The 20,741-nt window shown below is 58.2% G+C and carries 18 protein-coding genes; 10 read left to right on the top strand and 8 right to left on the bottom strand.

Annotation, left to right across the window (positions count from 1 at the left end; all coding sequences use genetic code 11):
* Positions 1 to 18 precede the first annotated feature (18 nt).
* Positions 19 to 348 carry a DMT family protein gene (locus RBB82_RS06605; protein ID WP_433974324.1) on the top strand — a complete coding sequence of 110 codons (330 nt, stop codon included), beginning with the start codon at positions 19 to 21 and terminating at the stop codon, positions 346 to 348.
* A 541-nt stretch (positions 349 to 889) separates the two neighbouring features.
* On the opposite strand, the gene RBB82_RS06600 is transcribed toward RBB82_RS06605, so the two are convergent.
* On the bottom strand, positions 890 to 1,300 hold the full coding sequence (locus RBB82_RS06600) for a hypothetical protein (protein ID WP_433974323.1): 411 nt from the start codon (positions 1,298 to 1,300) through the stop codon (positions 890 to 892).
* Between RBB82_RS06600 and RBB82_RS06595 the strand changes: the two genes are divergently transcribed.
* Positions 1,281 to 1,598, top strand: a complete 318-nt coding sequence (locus tag RBB82_RS06595) for a hypothetical protein (RefSeq protein ID WP_433974322.1) — start codon at positions 1,281 to 1,283, stop codon at positions 1,596 to 1,598. The two genes, RBB82_RS06600 and RBB82_RS06595, sit on opposite strands and share 20 nt — an antisense overlap.
* Here RBB82_RS06595 and RBB82_RS06590 read toward each other — a convergent pair.
* A complete protein-coding gene (locus RBB82_RS06590; RefSeq protein WP_433974321.1) occupies positions 1,595 to 2,473 on the bottom strand; it encodes an NmrA family NAD(P)-binding protein in 879 nt (292 codons plus the stop codon). The genes RBB82_RS06595 and RBB82_RS06590 overlap by 4 nt on opposite strands.
* A gap of 111 nt (positions 2,474 to 2,584) precedes the next feature.
* Between RBB82_RS06590 and RBB82_RS06585 the strand changes: the two genes are divergently transcribed.
* Positions 2,585 to 3,211 carry a TetR/AcrR family transcriptional regulator gene (locus RBB82_RS06585; RefSeq protein ID WP_433974320.1) on the top strand — a complete coding sequence of 209 codons (627 nt, stop codon included), beginning with the start codon at positions 2,585 to 2,587 and terminating at the stop codon, positions 3,209 to 3,211.
* A gap of 9 nt (positions 3,212 to 3,220) precedes the next feature.
* Here RBB82_RS06585 and RBB82_RS06580 read toward each other — a convergent pair whose 3' ends face one another.
* The 3 genes from RBB82_RS06580 to trxB all read right to left on the bottom strand — a co-directional run bounded on the left by RBB82_RS06580 (position 3,221) and on the right by trxB (position 6,226).
* Positions 3,221 to 4,609, bottom strand: a complete 1,389-nt coding sequence (locus tag RBB82_RS06580) for a lipase (RefSeq protein WP_433974319.1) — start codon at positions 4,607 to 4,609, stop codon at positions 3,221 to 3,223.
* A gap of 109 nt (positions 4,610 to 4,718) precedes the next feature.
* Entirely contained in the window at positions 4,719 to 5,252 is a 534-nt protein-coding gene (locus RBB82_RS06575) for a GNAT family N-acetyltransferase (RefSeq protein WP_433974318.1), read from the bottom strand.
* Positions 5,253 to 5,272: 20 nt separating this feature from the next.
* A complete protein-coding gene (gene trxB / locus RBB82_RS06570; RefSeq protein WP_433974317.1) occupies positions 5,273 to 6,226 on the bottom strand; it encodes a thioredoxin-disulfide reductase in 954 nt (317 codons plus the stop codon).
* Positions 6,227 to 6,311: 85 nt separating this feature from the next.
* Here trxB and RBB82_RS06565 point away from each other — a divergent pair, with 85 nt between their 5' ends.
* From RBB82_RS06565 to RBB82_RS06550, 4 genes are all read left to right on the top strand, one after another.
* Positions 6,312 to 6,512: an allantoinase gene (locus RBB82_RS06565; protein ID WP_179639480.1), complete on the top strand. Its 201-nt coding sequence runs from the start codon at positions 6,312 to 6,314 to the stop codon at positions 6,510 to 6,512.
* A 170-nt stretch (positions 6,513 to 6,682) separates the two neighbouring features.
* On the top strand, positions 6,683 to 7,444 hold the full coding sequence (locus RBB82_RS06560) for a hypothetical protein (protein ID WP_433974315.1): 762 nt from the start codon (positions 6,683 to 6,685) through the stop codon (positions 7,442 to 7,444).
* Positions 7,431 to 10,370: an IPT/TIG domain-containing protein gene (locus RBB82_RS06555; protein WP_433974314.1), complete on the top strand. Its 2,940-nt coding sequence runs from the start codon at positions 7,431 to 7,433 to the stop codon at positions 10,368 to 10,370. The genes RBB82_RS06560 and RBB82_RS06555 overlap by 14 nt, the downstream gene beginning before the upstream one ends.
* A 174-nt stretch (positions 10,371 to 10,544) precedes the next feature.
* On the top strand, positions 10,545 to 11,927 hold the full coding sequence (locus tag RBB82_RS06550) for an NAD(P)/FAD-dependent oxidoreductase (protein WP_433974313.1): 1,383 nt from the start codon (positions 10,545 to 10,547) through the stop codon (positions 11,925 to 11,927).
* 88 nt (positions 11,928 to 12,015) lie between these two features.
* Here RBB82_RS06550 and RBB82_RS06545 read toward each other — a convergent pair whose 3' ends face one another.
* Both RBB82_RS06545 and RBB82_RS06540 read right to left on the bottom strand, forming a co-directional pair.
* Positions 12,016 to 12,888 carry an aldo/keto reductase gene (locus tag RBB82_RS06545; protein WP_433974312.1) on the bottom strand — a complete coding sequence of 291 codons (873 nt, stop codon included), beginning with the start codon at positions 12,886 to 12,888 and terminating at the stop codon, positions 12,016 to 12,018.
* Between the two features lie 3 nt (positions 12,889 to 12,891).
* Positions 12,892 to 13,722 carry an MBL fold metallo-hydrolase gene (locus RBB82_RS06540; RefSeq protein WP_433974311.1) on the bottom strand — a complete coding sequence of 277 codons (831 nt, stop codon included), beginning with the start codon at positions 13,720 to 13,722 and terminating at the stop codon, positions 12,892 to 12,894.
* Between the two features lie 332 nt (positions 13,723 to 14,054).
* Between RBB82_RS06540 and RBB82_RS06535 the strand changes: the two genes are divergently transcribed.
* The gene (locus tag RBB82_RS06535; RefSeq protein WP_433974310.1) at positions 14,055 to 15,011 is read left to right on the top strand and encodes a YihY/virulence factor BrkB family protein; all 957 of its coding nucleotides are present in this window, start codon (positions 14,055 to 14,057) and stop codon (positions 15,009 to 15,011) included.
* A 4-nt stretch (positions 15,012 to 15,015) separates the two neighbouring features.
* Here the strand turns inward: RBB82_RS06535 and RBB82_RS06530 are convergent, their stop codons facing one another.
* Positions 15,016 to 16,899, bottom strand: coding sequence for a M61 family metallopeptidase (locus tag RBB82_RS06530; protein WP_433974309.1), 1,884 nt, complete (start codon positions 16,897 to 16,899; stop codon positions 15,016 to 15,018).
* 137 nt (positions 16,900 to 17,036) lie between these two features.
* Here RBB82_RS06530 and RBB82_RS06525 point away from each other — a divergent pair, with 137 nt between their 5' ends.
* The gene (locus RBB82_RS06525) at positions 17,037 to 19,103 is read left to right on the top strand and encodes a M13 family metallopeptidase (protein ID WP_433974308.1); all 2,067 of its coding nucleotides are present in this window, start codon (positions 17,037 to 17,039) and stop codon (positions 19,101 to 19,103) included.
* 109 nt (positions 19,104 to 19,212) lie between these two features.
* Positions 19,213 to 20,661 (top strand): sodium:solute symporter family protein, encoded by a 1,449-nt coding sequence (locus RBB82_RS06520; RefSeq protein ID WP_433974307.1) that lies wholly within the window; start codon positions 19,213 to 19,215, stop codon positions 20,659 to 20,661.
* Positions 20,662 to 20,741 lie beyond the last annotated feature (80 nt).

Genomic DNA, 20,741 nt, shown 5'->3' with positions numbered 1-20,741 from the left:
CCGAGGAGACTGAACACTGTGTGGACTATTCTTTTGCTGATCGGCTCGAACATCTTTATGACCTTCGCCTGGTATGGGCACCTGAAGTACAAGGAGGTGCCGCTTTGGAAGGTCATCGTCGTGAGCTGGTGCATTGCGTTCTTCGAGTACTGCCTGCAGGTGCCTGCCAACCGGATCGGCTCGAAGACCTTCTCGCCCGACCAGCTTAAGGTGATTCAGGAGGTGATCACGCTGGCGGTATTTGGGGTCTTCTCGACCTTCTACTTCGGCGACAAGCTGCATTGGAATCACTTTGCCGCCTTCGCATGTCTGGTTGCTGGCGCCTTCTTCATGTTTCACAAGTTCTAGTTGCTCCGTCATCAGAGGGGGTGCCCCCGGGGGTATCTTTGTTAACTCGTTTATTTTTAGTGTTTTACGATTTTGACTCCTCGCAAAAATGTGATTTCAAATGAGTTATCGGTAAATATGTCTTTCTAAACGACTTAGCCCCAGCGGTGGCCGGGGCTTTGCTCTTTTTCAAGAGATATATCCAGTATATCGGGTTGGTGGTAACCAATACGCCACGGCTATGTCTTTGTTTTAGAAGGAGTAATTGGTACTCGGGGCTTGACAGCGAAGATACAGGCTATCGTGGCCATCTTTGACTAAAGATGGAGTGTCGAACGAGGGGATTTACGTCCTTGATCGCCGAGCAACCGCAAGATCAACCGTGGATCCTGCGGGGTGGCGGCAAAGGCGAAATACGGGGGTCCACTGCGCGACAGACGATAAGACTGTCCGTCCCTTCCGTCAAGATGACAGATTTTTTGGGTTTGGGAGAGGACGACTGCGACCGCGGATCGCTACGGGATGAAAACAATAGTGCAGACATAGCAAAGTGACCAGTTGATTACTGGGCTGGTTTGTCTGGTTTTGGGAGGAGAAGAGCCAGCGGGCTGAGGGGGCCGAGAGGGATTAGTTGGAATGTCATCAGCTTTGCCTGGCCGAGGGGTAGAGCTTCGAGCATGGTGTGAGCTTCTTCGACGGAGGACGCGTTGATGATGAAGACGACGCCGTTGTCATTTTGTATGGAGTACCACTGGTCGATCTTGCCTGCGAGGTAGAGGCGCAGGGTGTCAGGGACCTCTTGCGAGGCGAGGAGCTTGAACTGGTCAGGCGTGGGAGGTGCGTTGAACTTGCCAATGGCCAGGACTCTGTTTGTGGGGGTGGGCGGGAGAGGAGAGGATTTCGGCGTCTGCGCTTCCAATGCGATGGGGATGAGCAGGAGAGAGAGTGCGATCGTGCGGGCTAACTTCTTCATTTGTGTTCCTCCGATGGTGGGGTCAGAGTTGGTGGTTGAAGGTGATTTTTGCGGGGGCGGCGGCAAAAAGCAGATTCCTCCGCTGCGCTACGGAATGACAACAAAAAAGCTGGGCTACGGAATGACAACAAAGAAGCTGGGCTGCGGAATGACAACAAAAAAGCTGGGCTACGGAATGACAACAAAGAAGCTGGGCTGCGGAATGACAACAAAGAAGCTGGGCTGCGGAATGACAACAAAGAAGCTGGGCTGCGGAATGACAGCGGGAAAGCGGCTTTGTCCAGCCGCTTCTGGTTAGTCAAACTCGGCGCGGTGCTTTGCGATGAAGGCAGGCAGGCTGATGGGTGGCTGGCCGCCGATTTTTTCGACGAGGTCGTTGGTGCCGGCGAAGATTCCGTTCTGGAAGTCGATGGCGATCTCGCCGAGATGCTGCCAGAAGAAGTCTCCGAGGTCTATGCCGTTCTCCTTTGCGAGTTTTGCAAACGCCGGAGCGTCGGTCACTTGATAGCGAACCGGCTTTCCGATGACATGGGAGATCTCTTCAGCTATCTCGGGGAAGGTGTACTCTTTGGCGCCGACGAGTGGGTAGGTTTTTCCGACGTGCTCTGCGGGTGCGATGAGGATGTTGGCGATGACGCGAGCCTGATCTTCGGCGGCGACGAGAGCTACGCGGCCTTTGGTGAAGGGCAGCGGAAGAATGCCTGCCGCTTTGATGAAGCCGCGCCAGTATAAGACCCACTCAGAGAAGAGCGTGGAGCGGAGGTGGACGGTGGGGACGCCGGACCAGTCAAAGACTCTTTCGGAGAGCCAGTGATTTTGGGCGGCGTGACTGGTTGCTTCGCGGCGGGCTGATGCCTGCGACATGTTTACGACGGCCTGGACGCCTGCTTCTTTGGCTGCCTGGGCAAAGTATGCAGTGGCTTCAAGGATGCCGGGCTGGATGGGGAAGACGAAGTAGGCGCTGCGAGTGCCTTCGAGTGCGGCGCGGACGGACTCGAAGTTGCGGAGATCTCCGAGGACGATCTCGGCGCCCTGCTTGCGGAGTGCTTCGGAACGATCGTCGTTGGTTCGCACCATTGCGCGTACGGCTTGACCACGCTCGAGGAGGAACTTGACGGTATCTTTGCCGGTTTTCCCGGTTGCTCCGGTTACTAAGATCTTTGATTCGCTCATCACATCTCCTTTGCAGCGGTTAGGCTGCTTGATGGGTGTTGTTCGTCCATCTGAACCTTTAGAGAACAGTTGTCATCTAAAAGATGCAGGTTTTTTTGAGAGGTAGAAAGTATGCGCAGGTCTCGTAGTGAAGCGGCAGAGACGAGGGAACGGATCGTCTCGACTGCTTCGAAGATGTTTCTGGCGAAGGGACTCGAGGCGGTGGGGATGCGCGACATCATGTCCGCCGTGGGGCTGACGCCGGGCGGATTTTATCGGCACTTTGAGTCGAAGGAACAGCTTATTGCTGAGGCGAACAAAGCTGCGTTCGATCGTCTGCTGGCGATGTTTGAGATGCAGACAGCAGGTATGTCGGCAGCCGAGGCGCTGGATAGGATCGTTTGGTTGTATTTGAACCAGACGCAGGTGGAGGCGAACAACTTTCGCTGTCCGCTGGCGACGATTGGCGCAGAGTTAGGTCACTGTGAGGCGCAGGTGCGTGCTGTTGCGATTGATGGCTATCAGCGGGTGGTGAAGCTTCTTGCAGATCGTCTTATGGATTTGGGGAGGGACGACGCTCTTGCGGCTGCGAGCGGAGTGGTGAGCATGATGACCGGGGCTGTGATGGTTGCGAACATCGCACCAGATAAAGCTGCAGCGCGTTCCATTTTGAACAATGCTCATGCTGCCGTCACGGCTCTTCTGGCTCCGACTGGAGGGGTTGCGAAGGTTAGTCGTCGGGCGAAGAACATGCGTTGACGAGGGCCGTTACCAGAGGAAGTCGACGACTGGGAGATCGGTTGCTAGGTCGGCTGAGGGGCGGGCCGCGATGGTCTCTTTGCGCAGCGTTACGGCGACGAGTTGTGTGGGTGGTGTTGCGAGGTGTGCGAGAAAAGAGTCTTCGAGTGGGAGACCGCTCGGTTCGTCGATGGCGATTTTGTTGTCGATCAGGACAGCGTCGCGTTCGCGGGAGAAGTAGCCCTGGGGACGATCGATGAAGAGCTCGCTTTGTGATGGAGTGGCGGAGGCGGTTTTATTCGCTTCATCTTTCGGCTTTGCCGGGACAGGTAGAAGGCGCAGATTAAGCAGGGTGGTTGAGCGGGGGATGGGAGCTTTGTAGAAGCGGATGTGACGGCCTTGGTATTCGAGGTCGAAGTCGTACTCCTGCGTGGAGGAGGCCTGAAATGGTCCCCACTTGCCGTCGGCTTTGGTGACAACTTCGTAGGCTGGCGTGGTGGATTCGGTGGTGCCAACTGGGTAGATGCGGAGGTGAGCTCCGGCGATGGGGAGGTTGGTGAAGGTGCCGTTCTCGAAGCCGGTGATGAGGCCGGAGATGGTTGGAGAAGGGATCGGCGTGACCTGGGTGGTGGTGGGTGCGACGCCGGTGATGAACTTGTACATCTCGGCGAAGGCGGATGGGTAGAAGGCGAGTTCGCGGTGGTCGAGGTTGGGGAGGACGATGTTGGTGGCTCCGGCGAGCGCGGGGCCTTCGTAGGTGACGCCGGTGGCGGTTTCGGGTTTGCCGAAGGCGATGCCGCTGGGCTGAGCGTACTTGTCGAGCTTGTCGCTGCGTAGGGTCATCATCTTTACGCCGGGGGGTACTTCGGAGTTGTCGGTATAGCCGTGGTTGAGCGACTGGAGGTAGCGGCCTTTGCCGTTGAACTCGCCGTCGAGGTTGGTGTCCATGGCTAGTACGCCATGATTCGGTGTGCCGCAGGTGATTGCGAAGGCGACGGTGCTGCTGCCTCCGTGGAGGAGGTAGTTGCGGATGGTCATGCCGCCGCGGCTGCTGCCGATGAGAGCGACTTTGGTGCTGTGGGTTTGGATGAGGACGCGGGTGACGAAGGCGCTGAGCTCGGCGGTGACGTCGGTGGTGGAGGAGCGGTTCTCCTCTTCGACGGTGTCGTTGGCGCGTGCGTTGGGATGAGTGAAGCGGATGGAGAAGAGCTTGTCGGGTGGGTAGTTGTTCGACTCGAAGAGCCAGATGATGCCGATCCACTTGGCGGCGTCGTCGCCGTTGCCGTGGACGAAGATGATGGGGACGGAGGTGATGGGCTGTGGCTGGCTTTGTGGCTTGGCTTGGGCGGAAGAGCGGGCCGCTGCGGTACAGACTAGGAGGATGGCTAAGAGGGTGGTGCGGGCGAAGCGAGGGGTCATCAGTTCTGTACCTGTCAGGCAAAACTTTAGTGGACGCGGCGGTCCGGCGCAAGGGATCGCTCTTGTTTGATGAGGGTGTTGTTGGAAGTGAGGAGAGTTGTGTGCGAGGTCAACGGCGAGCGCGCCAGTCTTCGGCGGTCAGCTCCCATTGCTCGGATGGAAGGCGGCCTGAGACGTAGTCGGCTTCGACTTCGGCTATGCGGCGCATGCCTTGACGGAGGGAGATGGCTCTTGAGGCTGCGTTATCTCGGGCCTTTTTGACGCGAAGTACGGGTTGTTCGAGATCTTCGAACCAGAACCGTGTGACCTCGGCTACGGCTTCGGTCATGAGGCCTCGTCCCTGCCACTCGCGCGCGATCCAGAAACCGCGATTATCTTCGGCGTTAAGTACGACGTGGATGCAGCCGATGATCTTTTGTTGAAGATCATCTTTCAAGCGGAGCATCCAGTAGAACTCATCGCCTCGTTCGACTGCTGGGAGGGCGACGTCACGGTAGAACGTATGGACTCCGTCGTCGGGAAATGGCCACGGGACCTTGTTGTTAAGCTGCTTTACTATCTCCCACTGGGCGAAGAGGGGCTGTACCTGGATGGCGTCGGCGAGTTGCAGCGGGCGTAAGGACAGGCGCGGGGTTTGGAGCACCGGCCTGTCCATTGTCGGGCTTAGCGGCCGTGCTCTTCGAGGTACTTTTCTACCTCGAGTGCGGCCATGCAGCCTGAGCCAGCGGCGGTGATGGCCTGGCGGTAGCGGCGGTCCTGAATGTCTCCGCAGGCGAAGACGCCGGGGATAATTTCGCCGTTGAGAGTGGTGAAGACGTTGTTGCGAGTCTTGATGTAGCCGTCGGCGTCTACGTCGATCAAATCCTTGAAGGCCATTGCGTTGGGGATGTGGCCGATGGCGAGGAACATGAAGGCGACGGGCAGAACGTACTGCTCCCCGGAGACCTGATTTTTGACGCGGAGGCCCTTGACGTCCTTCTCTTCTACGCCGATGACCTCTTCGACGATGGTGCTGGAGAGGAAGCGGACCTTGGGGTGAGCTATGGCGCGGTCGAGCATGATCTTGGAGGCGCGGAACTTCTCGCTGCGATTGATGATGGTGACCTTGGTGGCGAAGCGCGTGAGGAAGAGGGCCTCTTCCATGGCGGTGTCGCCGCCGCCGATGACTGCGATCTCTTTGCCGGAGGCGAAGAAGCCGTCGCAGGTGGCGCAGGAGGTGACGCCGTGGCCGATGAGGGCTTGTTCGGACGGGAGGTTCAGCCAACGTGCGCTGGCGCCTGAGGCGATGATCAGCGAGCGGGTGTGGATGGTCTCCTTGCCGAGGTTGAGCGAGAAGGGCCGCTTGGTGAGATCGATGGAGCTGAGGTGGGCCAGGCGCAGCTCGGCGCCGAAGCGGACGGACTGCTTCTTCATGTTCTCAATGAGGTCGGGACCTTGCACGCCTTCGGGCCAGCCGGGGAAGTTTTCAACCAGGGTGGTGATGGAGAGCTGGCCACCGGGCTCGTGGCCTTCGAGGACCAAGGGCTTGAGGTTGGCGCGTCCAGTGTAGATGGCAGCGGTGAGTCCGGCGCAGCCGGAACCGAGGATTACAACGTCGTGCGTAATGTTGTCGGGCATATTAGCTCTCATAGTGTAAATGCGCCACGAACGAAAAAGATGCAAACCGGCGGTTTTCGGCGGGTTTGGTGAAACAATTGAGGCTATGGCAAACCTGACGTTAGTGTATGGAATGAGGCTTTTACCCGCGGATGAGATCGCATCGGTCGGCGAGGCGCCGGTAACCCTGAAGAACGGCAACGAGGCCCATGTGACGCTGCATGTGCTGGAGGGCAGCCGCGAACAAATCGAGGCACAGCTGCGGATGAGCATCGATGCCTTCTTCGATTTCTATCCGGAGATCTAGATATCGGCTGATTGAGATACGGCGCGAGCGTTTTGGCAAGCTAATGTTTCGAAATAGGTCACCCTTTCGTACCGTGACTCTTCTGACGAAGAAGAAGAGGAAGAGGACGGAGGGGCGAAATGTGTCGGATCTTGCGAACTTCCCGTTGGTTTCGCGGAGCCTCTGCGGGCTTGCTACTCGTGGTTTTGGGCTATGGCCAGGCGGCGTCTTTTGCAAGCTCAGAGGCTGGTTCTCAGATCTCCCAGACCTCTCAGATCTCTGAGATCTCTGAGACCTCCGAGACCAGCGTCCCGGCCAGTCCCCAGACAGTCACGGATGTTCTGCATCGGATGTCCGACCGGGCCGACGTTATTTTCATGGGGCAGGTGCTGGCGGTGCGGCGTCACCAGACCGGAGGCGAGGCCGCTGGAGTTGTCGAGGTCGAGTTTCGCGTCGATCAGGCCATTCGCGGCTGCGCTGCGGGCACGCCCTACACTCTGCGTGAGTGGGGTGGTCTCTGGGTTGCGGGGAACCAGCGCTACCGCGTGGGGCAGCGGCTGCTGATGCTTCTGCACGCACCCAGCGCCGGTGGAATGAGCTCTCCGGTTGACGGCATCGATGGGGCGATTCCGATTCGGCAGGGTTCGACGGCGACTCCGATGTCGGCTACATCCTCAGCGCCTGCGTTGCCGTACGTCGATCTGCGCTGGCTCGGGGTGAAAGTGCCTCGGACCGTTTCGTATCGCACTGGACCGGCGCCAAAGGCGAACTCGGTTCGTGAACAGTCGCATGCTTATGCGGTTGTGCCGGGGACGAGAAGCGTAGCTCCGATCGTGATGGCGCTTGGCAACGCCAGTCCCAATGATGCTTCGGTCCCTGACCAGGAGGCCTCGGTCGATGTGGTCCTCGGCTTATTGACGACGTGGCAGAAGGCGTTGAATGTTGCACCTTAGCAGCGCGAACCGGGTTCGAGTCCTCCGATGGTTTCGGGCGGCTCTTGCACTGCTCTGCTGGTCGGTGACGGCGACGGCGTTGTGGGCAGGCGGCCCGCGATGGGTTACCGGGCCACCGTTCTTCACGCAGTCGGGAACTCCGGTGGTCTGGTACACGAATCAGCCTCTTTACTTTACGGATCCGGGTGATCTCAGCGCGACGGTGAACCATGCAGCAGCAGACGCGATTGTTGCTGCGGCTGCCGCGGTGTGGAATGTGCCCACGGCAAGCCTAGTGCTCGCGCAGGGAGGCACACTGAACGAGCATGTCAGCGGGGCGAACGCATTTCTCGGCTCCAATGGGCCTATCTTTCCGGCTGACGTGCAGAGCAGCAACTATCTCGCCAAGCAGATCGCCGTTATTTACGACAGCGATGGGTCGATTACGGATCTGCTGCTCGGGAACGGGGCCAGCGATCCGAGTGGCTGCCTGCAGAGTGGTGTCACCGAAAGCGTTGACTCCATCGTTCCGGCGGGCTTTATCCAGCATGCAATTCTGATTATGAATGGCCGCTGTACGGGACCGGCGCCGCAGCAACAACTTCAACTGCAATATCAGTTGATGCGCGCGTTTGGACGAGTCCTCGGCCTGGGGTGGTCGCAGACCAACGATAATGTCTTCACAACAAGCCCACCGCCTACCGCGAATCAAGATCTGCATTGGCCGATCATGCATCCGATCGATATTCTGTGCGGTCCGTACACGTACTTATGTCTGCAACAGCCTTTCACACTTCGCTTCGATGATCTTTCCGCGCTTGGCCAGCTTTATACGATCAATCACGGGCAGGCTACGGGTAGCAAGATGGATACGCTGCTGAACGCAAGTGAGATCTCCGGCTTGCTTTCGTTTCCGAATGGCCAGGGGATGCAGGGCGTCAATGTGGTCGGGCGTCGCTGGCAGCAGTTCACGCCGGTCTCTGATGTCGAAGACTGGTATACCGCGTCGTCGGTCTCCGGAGCACTCTTTCGTCAGTCCAATGGCAACCCGGTTACGGGGCAGGATACATCGCTGATGGGAAGTGAAGGAACAGAAGATGCGGAGTTCGAGGGGTACTTCAATCTTCAGCGTATACCGATGCTTCCTGGTAGCTGGCAGGTGATCGTGCTTGAGACGGAGCCGATCAATCCGTTGTACACGGGCCAAGATGCGGTGGGGCCGTATGTAGCCGGTACGGTTGAACCGTCGGGATCTGATCCAGTGGACCCCGAGGGTCTCTACTCGAGCTACACCCAGGGCTTCGTTGGCATATCTACTGATGGCGCTGCAAGCAGCTGCAATACGGGCTCGGATGGGACGGCAGCGGCGCCGGTGGCGGTCGCTTCGCAGGGATGGTGGTCGGGTCTGCTGTGCGGTTATGGCCACTCGGCGTGGTCATCGCTTGCCGTCAAAGGCAACCGCTCTCTCACCGTTGAAGTGACCGCGGAGGACGAGCAGGGGTTTGCAACATACGCCAAGGCAATGCCGGTGATCGGTATATGGAACGCGACGGACACGCTCGGCTCGTTACCTGGAGTTGCGGCCGCGGGACAGCCCTTCAACGGTGAAGATACCGGAATGACCACGCTCGGGGCATCGTTTACGCAACCGGATCAGTTACGAATTGCGATTGCGGATCAGCGTGGCGACGGTCGACCTGACTTCGACTACCAGGCTCGCGTACTTTATGCGGATAGCGTTAGCCCCGCTGCCATCGGCGCTTCGGGCGGCATGATAACGATCTCAGGGATGGGATTCCGCACCGGCAACGCCGTTACCGTCAATGGTGTCGACGCAACGGTGTTGAGTTGGACTGACAATACCGTTGTGGCAACAGCGCCTTCGCTTCAGGCGCTCGGCTCGAGTACGGCGTTGACCGCTGATGTTGCGGTCATGGACCTATCGACCGGCGGCACGACCGTTATGACTCAGTCACTCAGTTATGCGGCGCCGGCAGCGACGTTCAGCTTGATCAGCGCACCGGCCGGCCTGACGGCCGTGGGGCAGCCTGCGGCGGTACCGTTTGCGGTGAAAGTTTTGAGTGCCGATGGCGTCACTCCAGTCGTTGGTGAGGCTGTTACGTTCAGCACAACGAGCGGGACCGTCCAGTTTTCCGTCTGCGGAGTGTCTACGTGCACCCTTACCACCGATGCGAACGGCATCGCTTCGACCGTGGTCACTCCGCAGACCCTTGGCACTACTACGCTGCAGGCTACCGGCGTCGATGGAACTGTTGTGGCCACATTTACTGCTGCGGTTCGGACTCAGGCGGTGGCCGCAGTGCAGGCAGTAGAGTACGTCGCCGCCGGAGCGACGGTTGTTTGGACGCCGCAGGTCAACGTGAGTGACAACTTTGCTTCGACTGCGGGGCTTCTCGTCGCGTGGCAGGTTGACTCCGGGCCGATTGCTGTCTCTCCTGCTCAGTCACTGGTTAGCCCCGGAGGCATCGCACAGACCACGGCTACCGTCGGCCCGCTCGCGTCTGGAGTCGAGGCCCTGCTCGCAGGCTGCGCGTGGACCACGATATGCGCTAACTTCACCGTGGAGGGTGTCGATCCATCCAATCTCCGACTGGTCGTAGTGAGTGGGGCCAATCAGGATATCGCTGTTGGAGGTGTGTTCGCTCCTGTCGTGTTGCGCGTTACCGATACGGCCTCTCATCCGGTAGCCGGAGCAGTCGTTCAGATCGACCAGACAGTCGATGCGTGGCAGCCTGCCTGTCCGGACAGGGGACGTTGCCCTGTGCCACCGGTTCTCGCGTCGTCGCAGGTTGCGCTCGTCTCTGATGTGAACGGACTTCTGAGTGTGGTTCCACAGCAGATTTCCGGTAGCGCAGGGACGACTAACCTCGCTGCCGCCACCGGGACTCAAGGCTTTCTCTCGCTCACGCTGCAAGAGCAGCCCTAGCTTCTTTTTGGCGCGCTAACGTTTTTCTGTAACCTGATCGGGATAAAATCGTCGAACCTTTTGTTAAACCTTGTAGAGCGAAGTTCGGAAAGGCCAATTGTTCTCAGTCGGCATCAAATAAAAGGCATATTGCGCAATTCGGTCTAAGACTCATTGACTAGAGGAGCCTGAACGATGGCAGCACAAGCGGTAGCTCGAAGGGTGCCAGCACGCAAGCGCGTCGTGATTCTCGGTGGTGGGTTCGGCGGCGTCAACGCGGTGATGGCGCTGGGCAAGCTGCCGGTCGATGTGACCTTGGTGGACCGCAGAAATTATCACCTCTTCCAGCCTCTGCTCTACCAGGTGGCGCTGGCGGTATTGTCTCCGGCCGATATCGCACAGCCCATTCGAGCGCTGGTGCGAGACCATCCTAATGTTGACGTTCTCATGGATGAGGCCGTCGGCTTCGACCTCCCGCTGCAGCGCGTACAGCTTAAAACCGGCGTTCAGCTTGAGTACGACTACCTAATTATTGCGACCGGTTCTACGCACTCCTACTTCGGCAGAGACGAGTGGGCCAAACTTGCTCCCGGTCTCAAGACGGTGGAGGATGCAACCGAGATTCGTCGACGCGTGTTGCTGGCGTTCGAGCTTGCCGAGCGGCAGATGATGGAGAAGGGAACTCATCCGGCGCTCAACTTTGTGATCATCGGCGGCGGCCCCACCGGTGTCGAGCTTGCAGGCGCTATCAGCGACATCGCGCGGCTCTATATGACGCGCGACTTCCGTCACATCGACCCCTCCATGGCGCAGGTTCTCATTTTGGAGGGCGGTCCCAATATCCTTAGTTCGTACCCCGAAGATCTTCAGCGAAAGGCGCTCGAACAGCTTGATGAGCTCGGCGTGAAAGTTCGTACCGGCGCACATGTGAGCGACGTGCAACCCGGCCACGTCATGGTTGGCGATGAGCGCATCGATGCGGTCGTCACTTTGTGGGCCGCAGGTGTGCAAGCTTCGCCGCTTGGCAAGCTGCTTGGCGTTGCAACCGACAAGAGAGGCGCGGTCGTTGTCGATGGCCATCTCAATCCGCCGGGTCACCCTGAGATATTCATATGCGGCGATCTTGCGCACTTCGAGCAGGATGGCAAGCAGGTTCCCGGTGTTGCGCAGCCTGCGATGCAGATGGGACGCTATGCTGCCAAGCGTATCGGGCGGCTGGTCGCGACTACGCTGGGAAGCGACGGCAGCGGCAGGGACGAACAGTTTCGCTACTTTGATAAAGGGGACATGGCCACCATCGGTCGCAAGGCGGCCGTGGCGAAGATCGAATGGCCGTTCAAGGCCCACTGGAGCGGTTTTCCTGCCTGGATGACGTGGCTTGTGGTCCACATCTTCTTTCTTATCGGCTTTCGCAATCGTCTCTCGGTCTTCCGTCAGTGGGCGTGGACGTACCTGACCTTCAGCGATGGCGCCCGCTTGATTACAGGCTCGCAGGAGCTGCCCGGTTGGAATGCACAGGATGATCCAGCCGGCGCCCTCACTACGAAGGCTCTGGATATGAACTCACCAAAGAGCTGAATCGTCTGCTTGCAAGAGCGATCATTCGATCAAACGCAAAGAAGGGCCGCGGCGTGGCGGCCCTTCTTGTGAAACTGTTCCAATGATTTTATTTTGCTGAGTGTTCGATCGCCTTCCATTCGTCAGCCGACAACTTTACGTCTGCTGCCGCGATGTTTTCTTCCAGATGCTCCACCGAAGTGGTGCCCGGAATTGGCAGAAGTACGGGAGACCGCTGCAGCAGCCACGCCAACGATAACTGAGAGACGGTTGTGTTGTGAGTCTTCGCCGCTGTATCGAGTTTGCCGCCTGGCTTCGCCAGTTTGCCGGAAGCTACGGGGAACCATGGAATGAAGGCGATGTTGTGTTTCGTGCAGTAATCAACGACGTCTTCATGCTGACGGTCGCTGAGGTTGTACTGGTTTTGTACGCTTACGATATCGATGACCTTACGCGCCCGATCGATCTCCTTCGGCTTCACCTCGCTTAAGCCGACGTGGCGAATCTTGCCCTGCTCCTGCAGTTTTTTGATGACGCCGAGAGAGTCTTCCACTGGAACTTTTGGATCGATGCGATGCAACTGCCAGAGATCGATCCGTTCTACCTTGAGCCGTCGCAAGCTCATTTCCACTTGTTGATTGAGATACTCAGGACGGCCAACGGGTAGCCACTCGTTTGGCCCTTGTCGTGTGAGACCTCCTTTGGTCGCAATCACAACACCCTTGGCATAAGGCGCCAGGGCTTCACCAATCAGCCGCTCGCTGACATCAGGGCCATAGGCGTCAGCCGTATCGATAAAGTTGACGCCTGCCTCTACTGCACGGCGCAGGACTTTCTTTGCGCCATCAATGTCCTTGGGCTCTCCCCAGATCCCGTCTCCGGTGATCCGCATTGCCCCATATCCCATTCGGTTGACGGTCAGATCACCGCCAATCACAAACGTCCCACTTGCCTTTGCGTTTACTGCGGTTGAAGTAGTCATAGGTCATGGGATGCTGAGCTCCGGAGAAAGGTGCATGGTCTCGCCCTCTTCCAGAATTTTTATCCGATCTTTAATTCCGAGGCGAATTGCCTCAGCTTCGAGCCGTTGTACAGGCTCTTCCATGGGCTCGCGGCCCAGACGAAAGGTTCCGTAGTGCATCGGCACCATCTTCTGTGCGCCCAGCTCAACAAAGGCGCGTACGGCCTCTTCCGGGCTCGTATGAACTGATCTATAGCTGTCCGGAAAGTACGCTCCGATCGGCAGTAACGCCACCTCCGGTTTGAGGCGTTTCCCGATCTCGTGAAAGCCGTCGAAGTATGCTGTATCGCCGGAGTGGTAGACGGATTGGCCATCGCCTTCTACAACATAGCCGCCGTAGCCGCGGTGCGTATCGCGAAACATCCGCGCGCCCCAGTGCTTGCAGGGAGTCATCGTGACCTTCAGACCCTGGACTTCGATCTGCTCCCACCACGAGAGGCCGTGCACCTGCGAAAATCCTAACCGTTCTACGAGATCCTCGACCCCGCGCGGAACGATGACTTCGGGCGTTCGTCCTGTCAGCCGGCGTGTGGCGCGGATGACGCTTCGTAGAGAAGCCATATCCAGATGGTCCATGTGAGCATGGGTCAGCAGCACCATGTCGATCGCCGGCAACTGGTCCACTACGGTGCCTGGCCGTCTTTGACGCCGCAATACAATCAGGCGTTTCGAAAAAACCGGATCAACCAGGACCTTTCGCCCATTTACCTGCAGGAAAAATGACGAATGCCCGATGAATGTCACCCCAAGTTCATCGGCCCTCAGTAGCTCCACCGGCCGGGACGTCCCGCTCATCGGCATTTCGTGGCTTTCGCGCACCAAGCGCCAGAGTTGCTCCATCTTTCTTACTGCAAACGGTCTTCCCCGCCAGGTTCTTTGCATTCATCTCACCAATAAATAGATGCTTAATCGCGTTATTATGCACCACAGGGCGGTGCAAAAAATCTTCTATGCGACCACCGACTGATGTGGGCTCGCATCTACGTAGCTATAGACCTCCCGAACGAAGGCTTGTCATAGTGAGGCGTGAGACGAAAGCGTAGTCGAAAGGGAGTGTCACCATCTCCTCCGTCGACCCCATCCTCGATGGTCCCATCCTCCCGCAGCGACAGCGGCGTATCTGGGATTTGGTCTCACGATCTCCGCTTCGCTCGCTTTGGAATCTTGAGGGAACCCCTGCGAGTGTCATCGCGAAGCGCACATGGCGCTCCCTGCTTGACGACAACCTCGTAGGCCGAGCTGGAGAACTAGGCTTTTTCTTTATCTTTGCCCTGTTTCCAACCCTCTTTACGGCAACTGCTCTGCTCGGCCTCGCCGCACGCTCTGCTTCAAAGATCTACTACTCGCTGCTCGGATATCTCTCAGTGGTGATTCCTCACGACGCAATGGGCACTGTTCTTGAGACCTTCAACCAGACCACAGCCGTGGCCACCAGCGGGAAGCTGACTTTTGGCCTTGCTGCGGCGATTTGGTCCGCATCGGTCGGGTTTTCCGCTATTCAGGACTCGCTCAACGTTGTTTATAAGGTGAAGGAGACGCGCTCTTACCTGGCCGCCCGGTTTTCGGCCATCGGCGTAACCGTCATCCTCATGGTCTTGTTCACGCTCATTCTGGCGTCGATGCTTGGCGGAGATTTCTTTGCCCGCCTCGCATACCTGCGCATTTACCACCACTTTTTAGCGGCGGCGGTAGCCGTCACGGTCCGCATTCTCGCGTGGCTCATCGCCGTCACGCTACTCTCGCTCTTCTTCGCCGTGATCTATTACTTCGCGCCGGACGTCAAACGTAGTAACTGGCATTGGATTACTCCCGGGGCGGTGATCGGCATTATCGGCTGGTTGCTGGCCTCTGTTGGTCTCCGCATCTATGTCCATGTGTTTGATAACTACACGGTCACGTATGGCTCGCTGGGAGCGGTCATTATCCTTCTTACGTGGTTTTATCTCACTGGCTTGATGCTGTTGGTGGGGGCGGAGATCAACAGCGAAATAGAAGCCGCCGCTGCGGCCAAGCTGCTGCTCTCAATCGAGCAGAGCGACCTGACTTCAGCGGCTGCTTCGACGACTCCAACCAGTACTTCTTAAAATGCTACTTCGCTTCGGGCTTCAGGATGTCGTCCAGCCTGTCTGGCACGCTTGCGACTCGCTCCAGTTGCGGGTAACGCTCGCCGTCGTGATAGTCCAGCTTGATGATCTTGTAGTAGCCGGTGTTCTCGACGATCAGCGCCACCGCAGGCCCTGAACCCTTCGAATTGTGTACCGCCGCCTTGAGCACATCCGGGGTATAGGCGCGTCCGTTTACGGCAATAATCTGCATGCCGGGACCGACGCCGCCCTTGTCCGAGATGCCGCCCTTCAAAACGTCAGAGATCATACCGGGTTTGTCCACATGCAGGCCGAGGGAATACCAGAAGTCAAAGCTTCCGCGCTGGAGATTCACCAACTCGCTCCAGGAGTTTGGCTTGTCGGTGTAGGTGAGCTTGTAGCCACCGTTTTCGAGGCCGCCTAGTGGCGCCTGATACGCATGCGAGTCCACCCGCGAACGCAGGAAGGTGGCCCAGTCATTCGCAACGACGCCGTTCAAGCCTGCGACGACGTCGTCAAAGGTATAGGGCACAACCTTTGGCCCTGTATCGCCGCCGAGGCCGTGAAACTTCGCGACGAAGTCGTCCAGCGTCTTCCTGCCGTTGGTCAGTTTGCGGATGGTCGTATCAACGTCGAGCCAGATCAGCTCGCCCTCGTCGTAGTAGTCCACGTTGAGCCGCCAGTTGTCCCATCCACCGCCGGCGTCATAGAGGATCTGCGCCGCCGTGGCTGTGTCCTGCACGTTGCGCCAGGTGCGTCCGGGGCGGTTGTCGTAGGTTGCGGCGATGGTGGAGAGCCTCTGCTTGTACTGGTCGGGCGTCCAGATACCGCAGCGTGCCGCCAGCACATCGCCGAGGTATTCGGTCAAGCCTTCATACACCCAAAGAAGTTCACCTTCCATCGGTTTCTGATAATTGCTGGTCGCGAGTCCGGCGGGGCGGCGGTATTTGCCGTTCCAGCTATGAGTGAATTCATGCGGCAACAGCAGGCCATCCAGAACAAATTCGCGGTCATCGGTGAATGTATTTGCAGTCACGCGATCGTCGCTGGACTGATGGTGCTCGAGGCCGAAGTGCGCTACTTCATCGCTAAGAGTGACGAGGAAGTGATACGAGCCATAGTGCCGGCTTTTGTAGAGAGCGCCAGTCTCTCGTACGAGTTTGTCGAACTGTGCGATGTGCTCCTTCGATAGCTCGACCTCCTCGGGACCGTCGGCTGCCATATCGAGGTAGTGCTTCGGCGTGATCTCGGGAGCCAGCGCAACCTCGCGGAAGTAGCGGCCTGCAAGGACGGGGGAATCGATCAGTTGTTCGAGGCTTACCGTCTTGAACGTCGTCGTTTGACCGGTCCCGCCATCTTTATCGAGCGCGGTGCCAAACTTCCAACCGTCAGGCAGCTTTATCGACGGGGTGAACATGACCTGGCTCGCGTCGGTATCTGCTGGGTAGACCAGCAGAGTGTTCCAGCTCAGGAGCGCGAGGTTCTCGCTGGTCGAGCCGCCCGCGGAGAATCCAGTGAGCGCTGAGGAGGCGAGAAAGTCGATCTTCATCTCGAGTTGCGTGACGCCCTGCGGCACCGTCACGTGATAGGCGAACATGTCGACCTTATCGCGCTCCCACTGCACTGGCTGCCCGTTGGCAGTGATGAAGAAGCCGGTCATGTTTTCGATTGGCCCGGTTGGTCCGTGCTCACCGGGGATCCACTTCGGATAGACCACGGTCAGGGGTCCGGCGGTTACCGGCATTACCTCAGTTGCGTGAAGAATCTTGCGGGGAGCGTCCGTCAGATCCACGCTCAAGGTAATCGGCGCACTCTGGGCGCCAGCCATTGAACTACCGACCGCTACAGCCAAAGCCGCAGCGGCACACCTCATCCTGAAACCACTCATCGTTTGATCTTCTCCGTTACCTGTTTTTTCGTAACAGAAGCAGTCTACCCCCCGCTGCGATAGTTCGGCTTAATCGTCGGTTTGGGGTTGCCTCTGTAACGGTCTTTGCGGGTAGGATTATGCACACAGGAGAATTCATGTCTGCGAAGCTTCCGGTTGCCCTCGCGGCTGCCGCACTACTCACTGCACTTCATCTTGGCGCGCAACAACCCGCCGCGCAACAACCTGCCGCACAACCGATCCAGTCGATGCCCTATTCGCCGTCGCTCGATGTCACCAACCTCGATCGCTCGGTCGACCCGTGCGTGGACTTCTACAAGTTCAGTTGCGGCGGCTGGCAGAAGAACAACCCGATCCCCGCCGACCAGTCGGGGTGGAGTGTCTACGCGAAGCTTGGCAATGAGAACGCGCAGTTTCTGTGGGGGATTCTGGAGACTGATGCCAAGGCGAAGGATCGCACCCCAGTGCAGCAGAAGGTCGGTGACTACTTTGCCGCCTGCATGAACACAACAGCCATCGATGCGCTGGGTGACAAACCGGTACAGCCCGAGCTTGCGCGCATCGAAACGCTGAAGACGCGGCCAGAGTTGATTGCAGCGATCAGTCACTTGCACCACGACTACGCGGGTAATTACTTCTTCGGCTCGGGCACCGACCAGGACGCAGTTGATTCTTCCGTGATGATCGTTGAAGTTGAGGCGGGTGGTCTCGGTCTGCCTGACCGTGACTATTACCTGAAGGATGACGCGAAGAGCGTAACGCTGCGGCAACAGTATGTTGCGTACGTGCAGCAACTGTTAACGATGAGCGGTGAACCGGCTGACCGGGCCAAGTCTGACGCGGATGTGATCCTTCGCATTGAGACGGCGCTTGCCAAAGCCTCGCTCACGCGCGTGGAGCGGCGCGATCCGCACAACACCTACCATATGATGACGGTTGGCGAGCTAGGTAAGATAGCTCCCGCTTTCGATTGGCCCAACTACTTCGAGATTCAGGGCGCGCCCGGTGTTGCAAAGCTCAACGTTTCGCAGCCCGAGTTCATGAAGGCGGTTCAGGCTGAGCTTACGACCGAGCCCGTCGAGGCGCTGCGAGCTTATCTGCGTTTTCACTTCCTGAACGCGGCTGCACCTTTGTTGGCGCATCCCTTCGAACAGGCTTACTTCGACTTTTATTCGAAGACGCTGCGTGGCGTTCCTGCGATGCCGCCGCGCTGGAAGACCTGCACTCGCGCGGTCGATCGCAATCTTGGCGAAGCGCTCGGGCAGGAGTTTGTGAAACGCACCTTCAGCGCAGACACCAAAGCCAAGACACAGCAGATGACCGAGCAGATCGAGACTGCGATGCAGCACGAGATTGAGAATCTCGACTGGATGAGCCCGGAGACCAAGCAGGAGGCGCTTCGCAAGTTGCACATGATTCGCAACAAGATCGGCTACCCCGATCAATGGCGCGATTACACCGCGCTCGATGTGAAGCCTGACGACTACTTTGGCAATGCAAGACGAGCTGGTCGTTTCGAAGACGCGCGTGAGTGGCATAAGCTCGGAAAGCCGGTGGACCTGAACGAGTGGGGAATGACGCCGCCGACGGTGAACGCGTACTTCAACCCGCAGATGAACGACATCAACTTTCCGGCTGGCGTTCTACAGCCGCCGCTGTACGATCCGAAGATCGATGACGCGCCGAACTACGGTAACACCGGCGCGACTATCGGCCACGAACTGACACACGCCTTTGACGATGAAGGGCGGCAGTTCGACGCGAAGGGCAATCTACGCGACTGGTGGACGCCTGCCGACGCGAAGGGGTTTGAAGACCGCATCAACTGTGTTCGCGATCAGTATGCTCAGTTCATCGTCGTCGACGACATTCACATCAACTCCAAGCTGACCAGCGGTGAAGACGTTGCCGACCTGGGTGGGACGTTGCTCGCCTACATCGCATGGAAGAAGCAGACCGCCGGACAGCAGCTCGCAAATGTTGAGGGCTTTACTCCGGATCAGCGCTTCTGGGTCGGAATGGCGCAGTGGGCTTGCGAGAACGAGCGACCGGAGAACTTGCGGGTCAGTGCAGTTACTAATCCACACTCACCTGGCTCTGCCCGGATCAACGGCGTGGTGTCGAACCTGCCGGAGTTCCAGCGCGCCTTCAGTTGCAAGGCCGGTCAACCGATGGTGCATGCGCCAACCTGCAAGGTCTGGTAAGGCGCGATCGTTACTTTCTGTCATTACTTTCTGTCATTGGCGGCTTTGCATCTAGAATTGCCGCCGCCGATGCCAGAGAGTGCCGCCAGACAGTACACTTGACCCAAACATGAATCTTTACGCGATCGTTCTCGGCCTCATTGTCCTTACGCTTCTGACTGTCTCCCTGACGCGCCTTGGCAAGGTCAAAACCAAGGCTGACTATCTCGTCGCTGGACGTTCGCTGCCTGCGTTTGTGCTGGTGTTTACGCTGCTGTCGAGCTGGATTGGCTCGGGCTCGCTTCTTGGTGGTGCGGAGAACGCCTACAAACACGGCTTCGCTGCGCTGTGGCAGGGCGGGGGTGGCTGGGCTGGGCTACTGCTCATCTATTTCATCGCCCCGCGTGCGCGCAAGTTCGCACAGTTCACCATCCCCGACCTGCTTGAAGCACGATATAACCAGGCTGCACGGGTTCTTGGCGTTATCGCCATACTTTTTTGCTACACGGCGGTTACCAGCTATCAGTTCGTCGGCGGAGGTGACATCCTCCACCTGATATTCCCCGACCTCATCAGCGCGGATCTCGGCAAGTACATCATCGCGGCCTTCGTCATCATCTTCACTGCGATTGCCGGCATGGCCTCGGTCGCCTATATGGACGTTGCCATCGGTCTGCTCGCCACCTTTACGATGCTTATCGCGCTACCCATCCTTGTTCGTCATGCCGGTGGATGGTCGACGATCCACGCCAATCTTCCGGCAACCCACTTCCAGATACTCGGCGACCTCACCTTCATTCAAGGCCTCGAACTCTTCCTGCCTACGTGCCTTCTACTGCTGGGCAATCAGTCTATGTATCAGAAGTTTTTCTCTGCCAAATCGGAGAAGGATGCTACGCGCGCGGTTGTTGGATGGATCATCGGAACGGTCATCCTTGAAACCGTCATCGTTGCGCTCGCGGTCACCGGGTCGAGTCTTTTTTCTACCGGCGAAGTTCACGAGCGCCCACGCGAGATTCTCGCTTATCTCGGGCTGCATGGCTTCTACGGCTCGGCCCCGCTGCGACTGCTCGGAGCGCTGCTGATGGGAGCCATCTTCGCCAAGATCATCTCCACCGCGAACAACTGGCTCTTCTCGCCATCGACCAATCTAGTCAACGACGTCTATCTCCGCTATATCAACCCGCAGGCCTCCCATAAGAAGACGCTCGCCATCTCCCGCCTGATGGTCGTTCTGCTCGGGCTCTGGGCGCTCTATCAGTCGCTCCATATCGAGTCGGTTCTCAAGAAGTCCCTCTACGCCTACACGATCTACGGCGCTGCCCTCACGCCGGTCATTCTCGCGACCTTCTACTGGAAGCGCGCCACGGCCGCCGGGGCCGTCGCCAGCATCGCGGTAGGAACCGTCGTCACGGTCTTCTGGGATACGGTATTTATCCACTCCCACCTGCCTGCTGCTGTCGGCGAACGGGATGCGATTCTCCCAGCGCTGATGGCGTCTCTCCTCTGTCTGGTCATCGTAAGCCTGCTTACCAGCCCGCCCACCGAAAAGCAGCTGCGACCCTTTTCCGAGGCCTAAATACTTCCCATTCGCACTCTGTTAACGATAATGTTCGATACTGACCACTTCACTCCCAGCTAAATGTTGTTTACGCACCA

The sequence above is a fragment of the Tunturiibacter lichenicola genome, assembly GCF_051013355.1.
Taxonomy (GTDB): Bacteria; Acidobacteriota; Terriglobia; order Terriglobales; family Acidobacteriaceae; genus Edaphobacter; species Edaphobacter lichenicola_F.
This window is presented reverse-complemented; position numbering and strand designations above follow the sequence as displayed.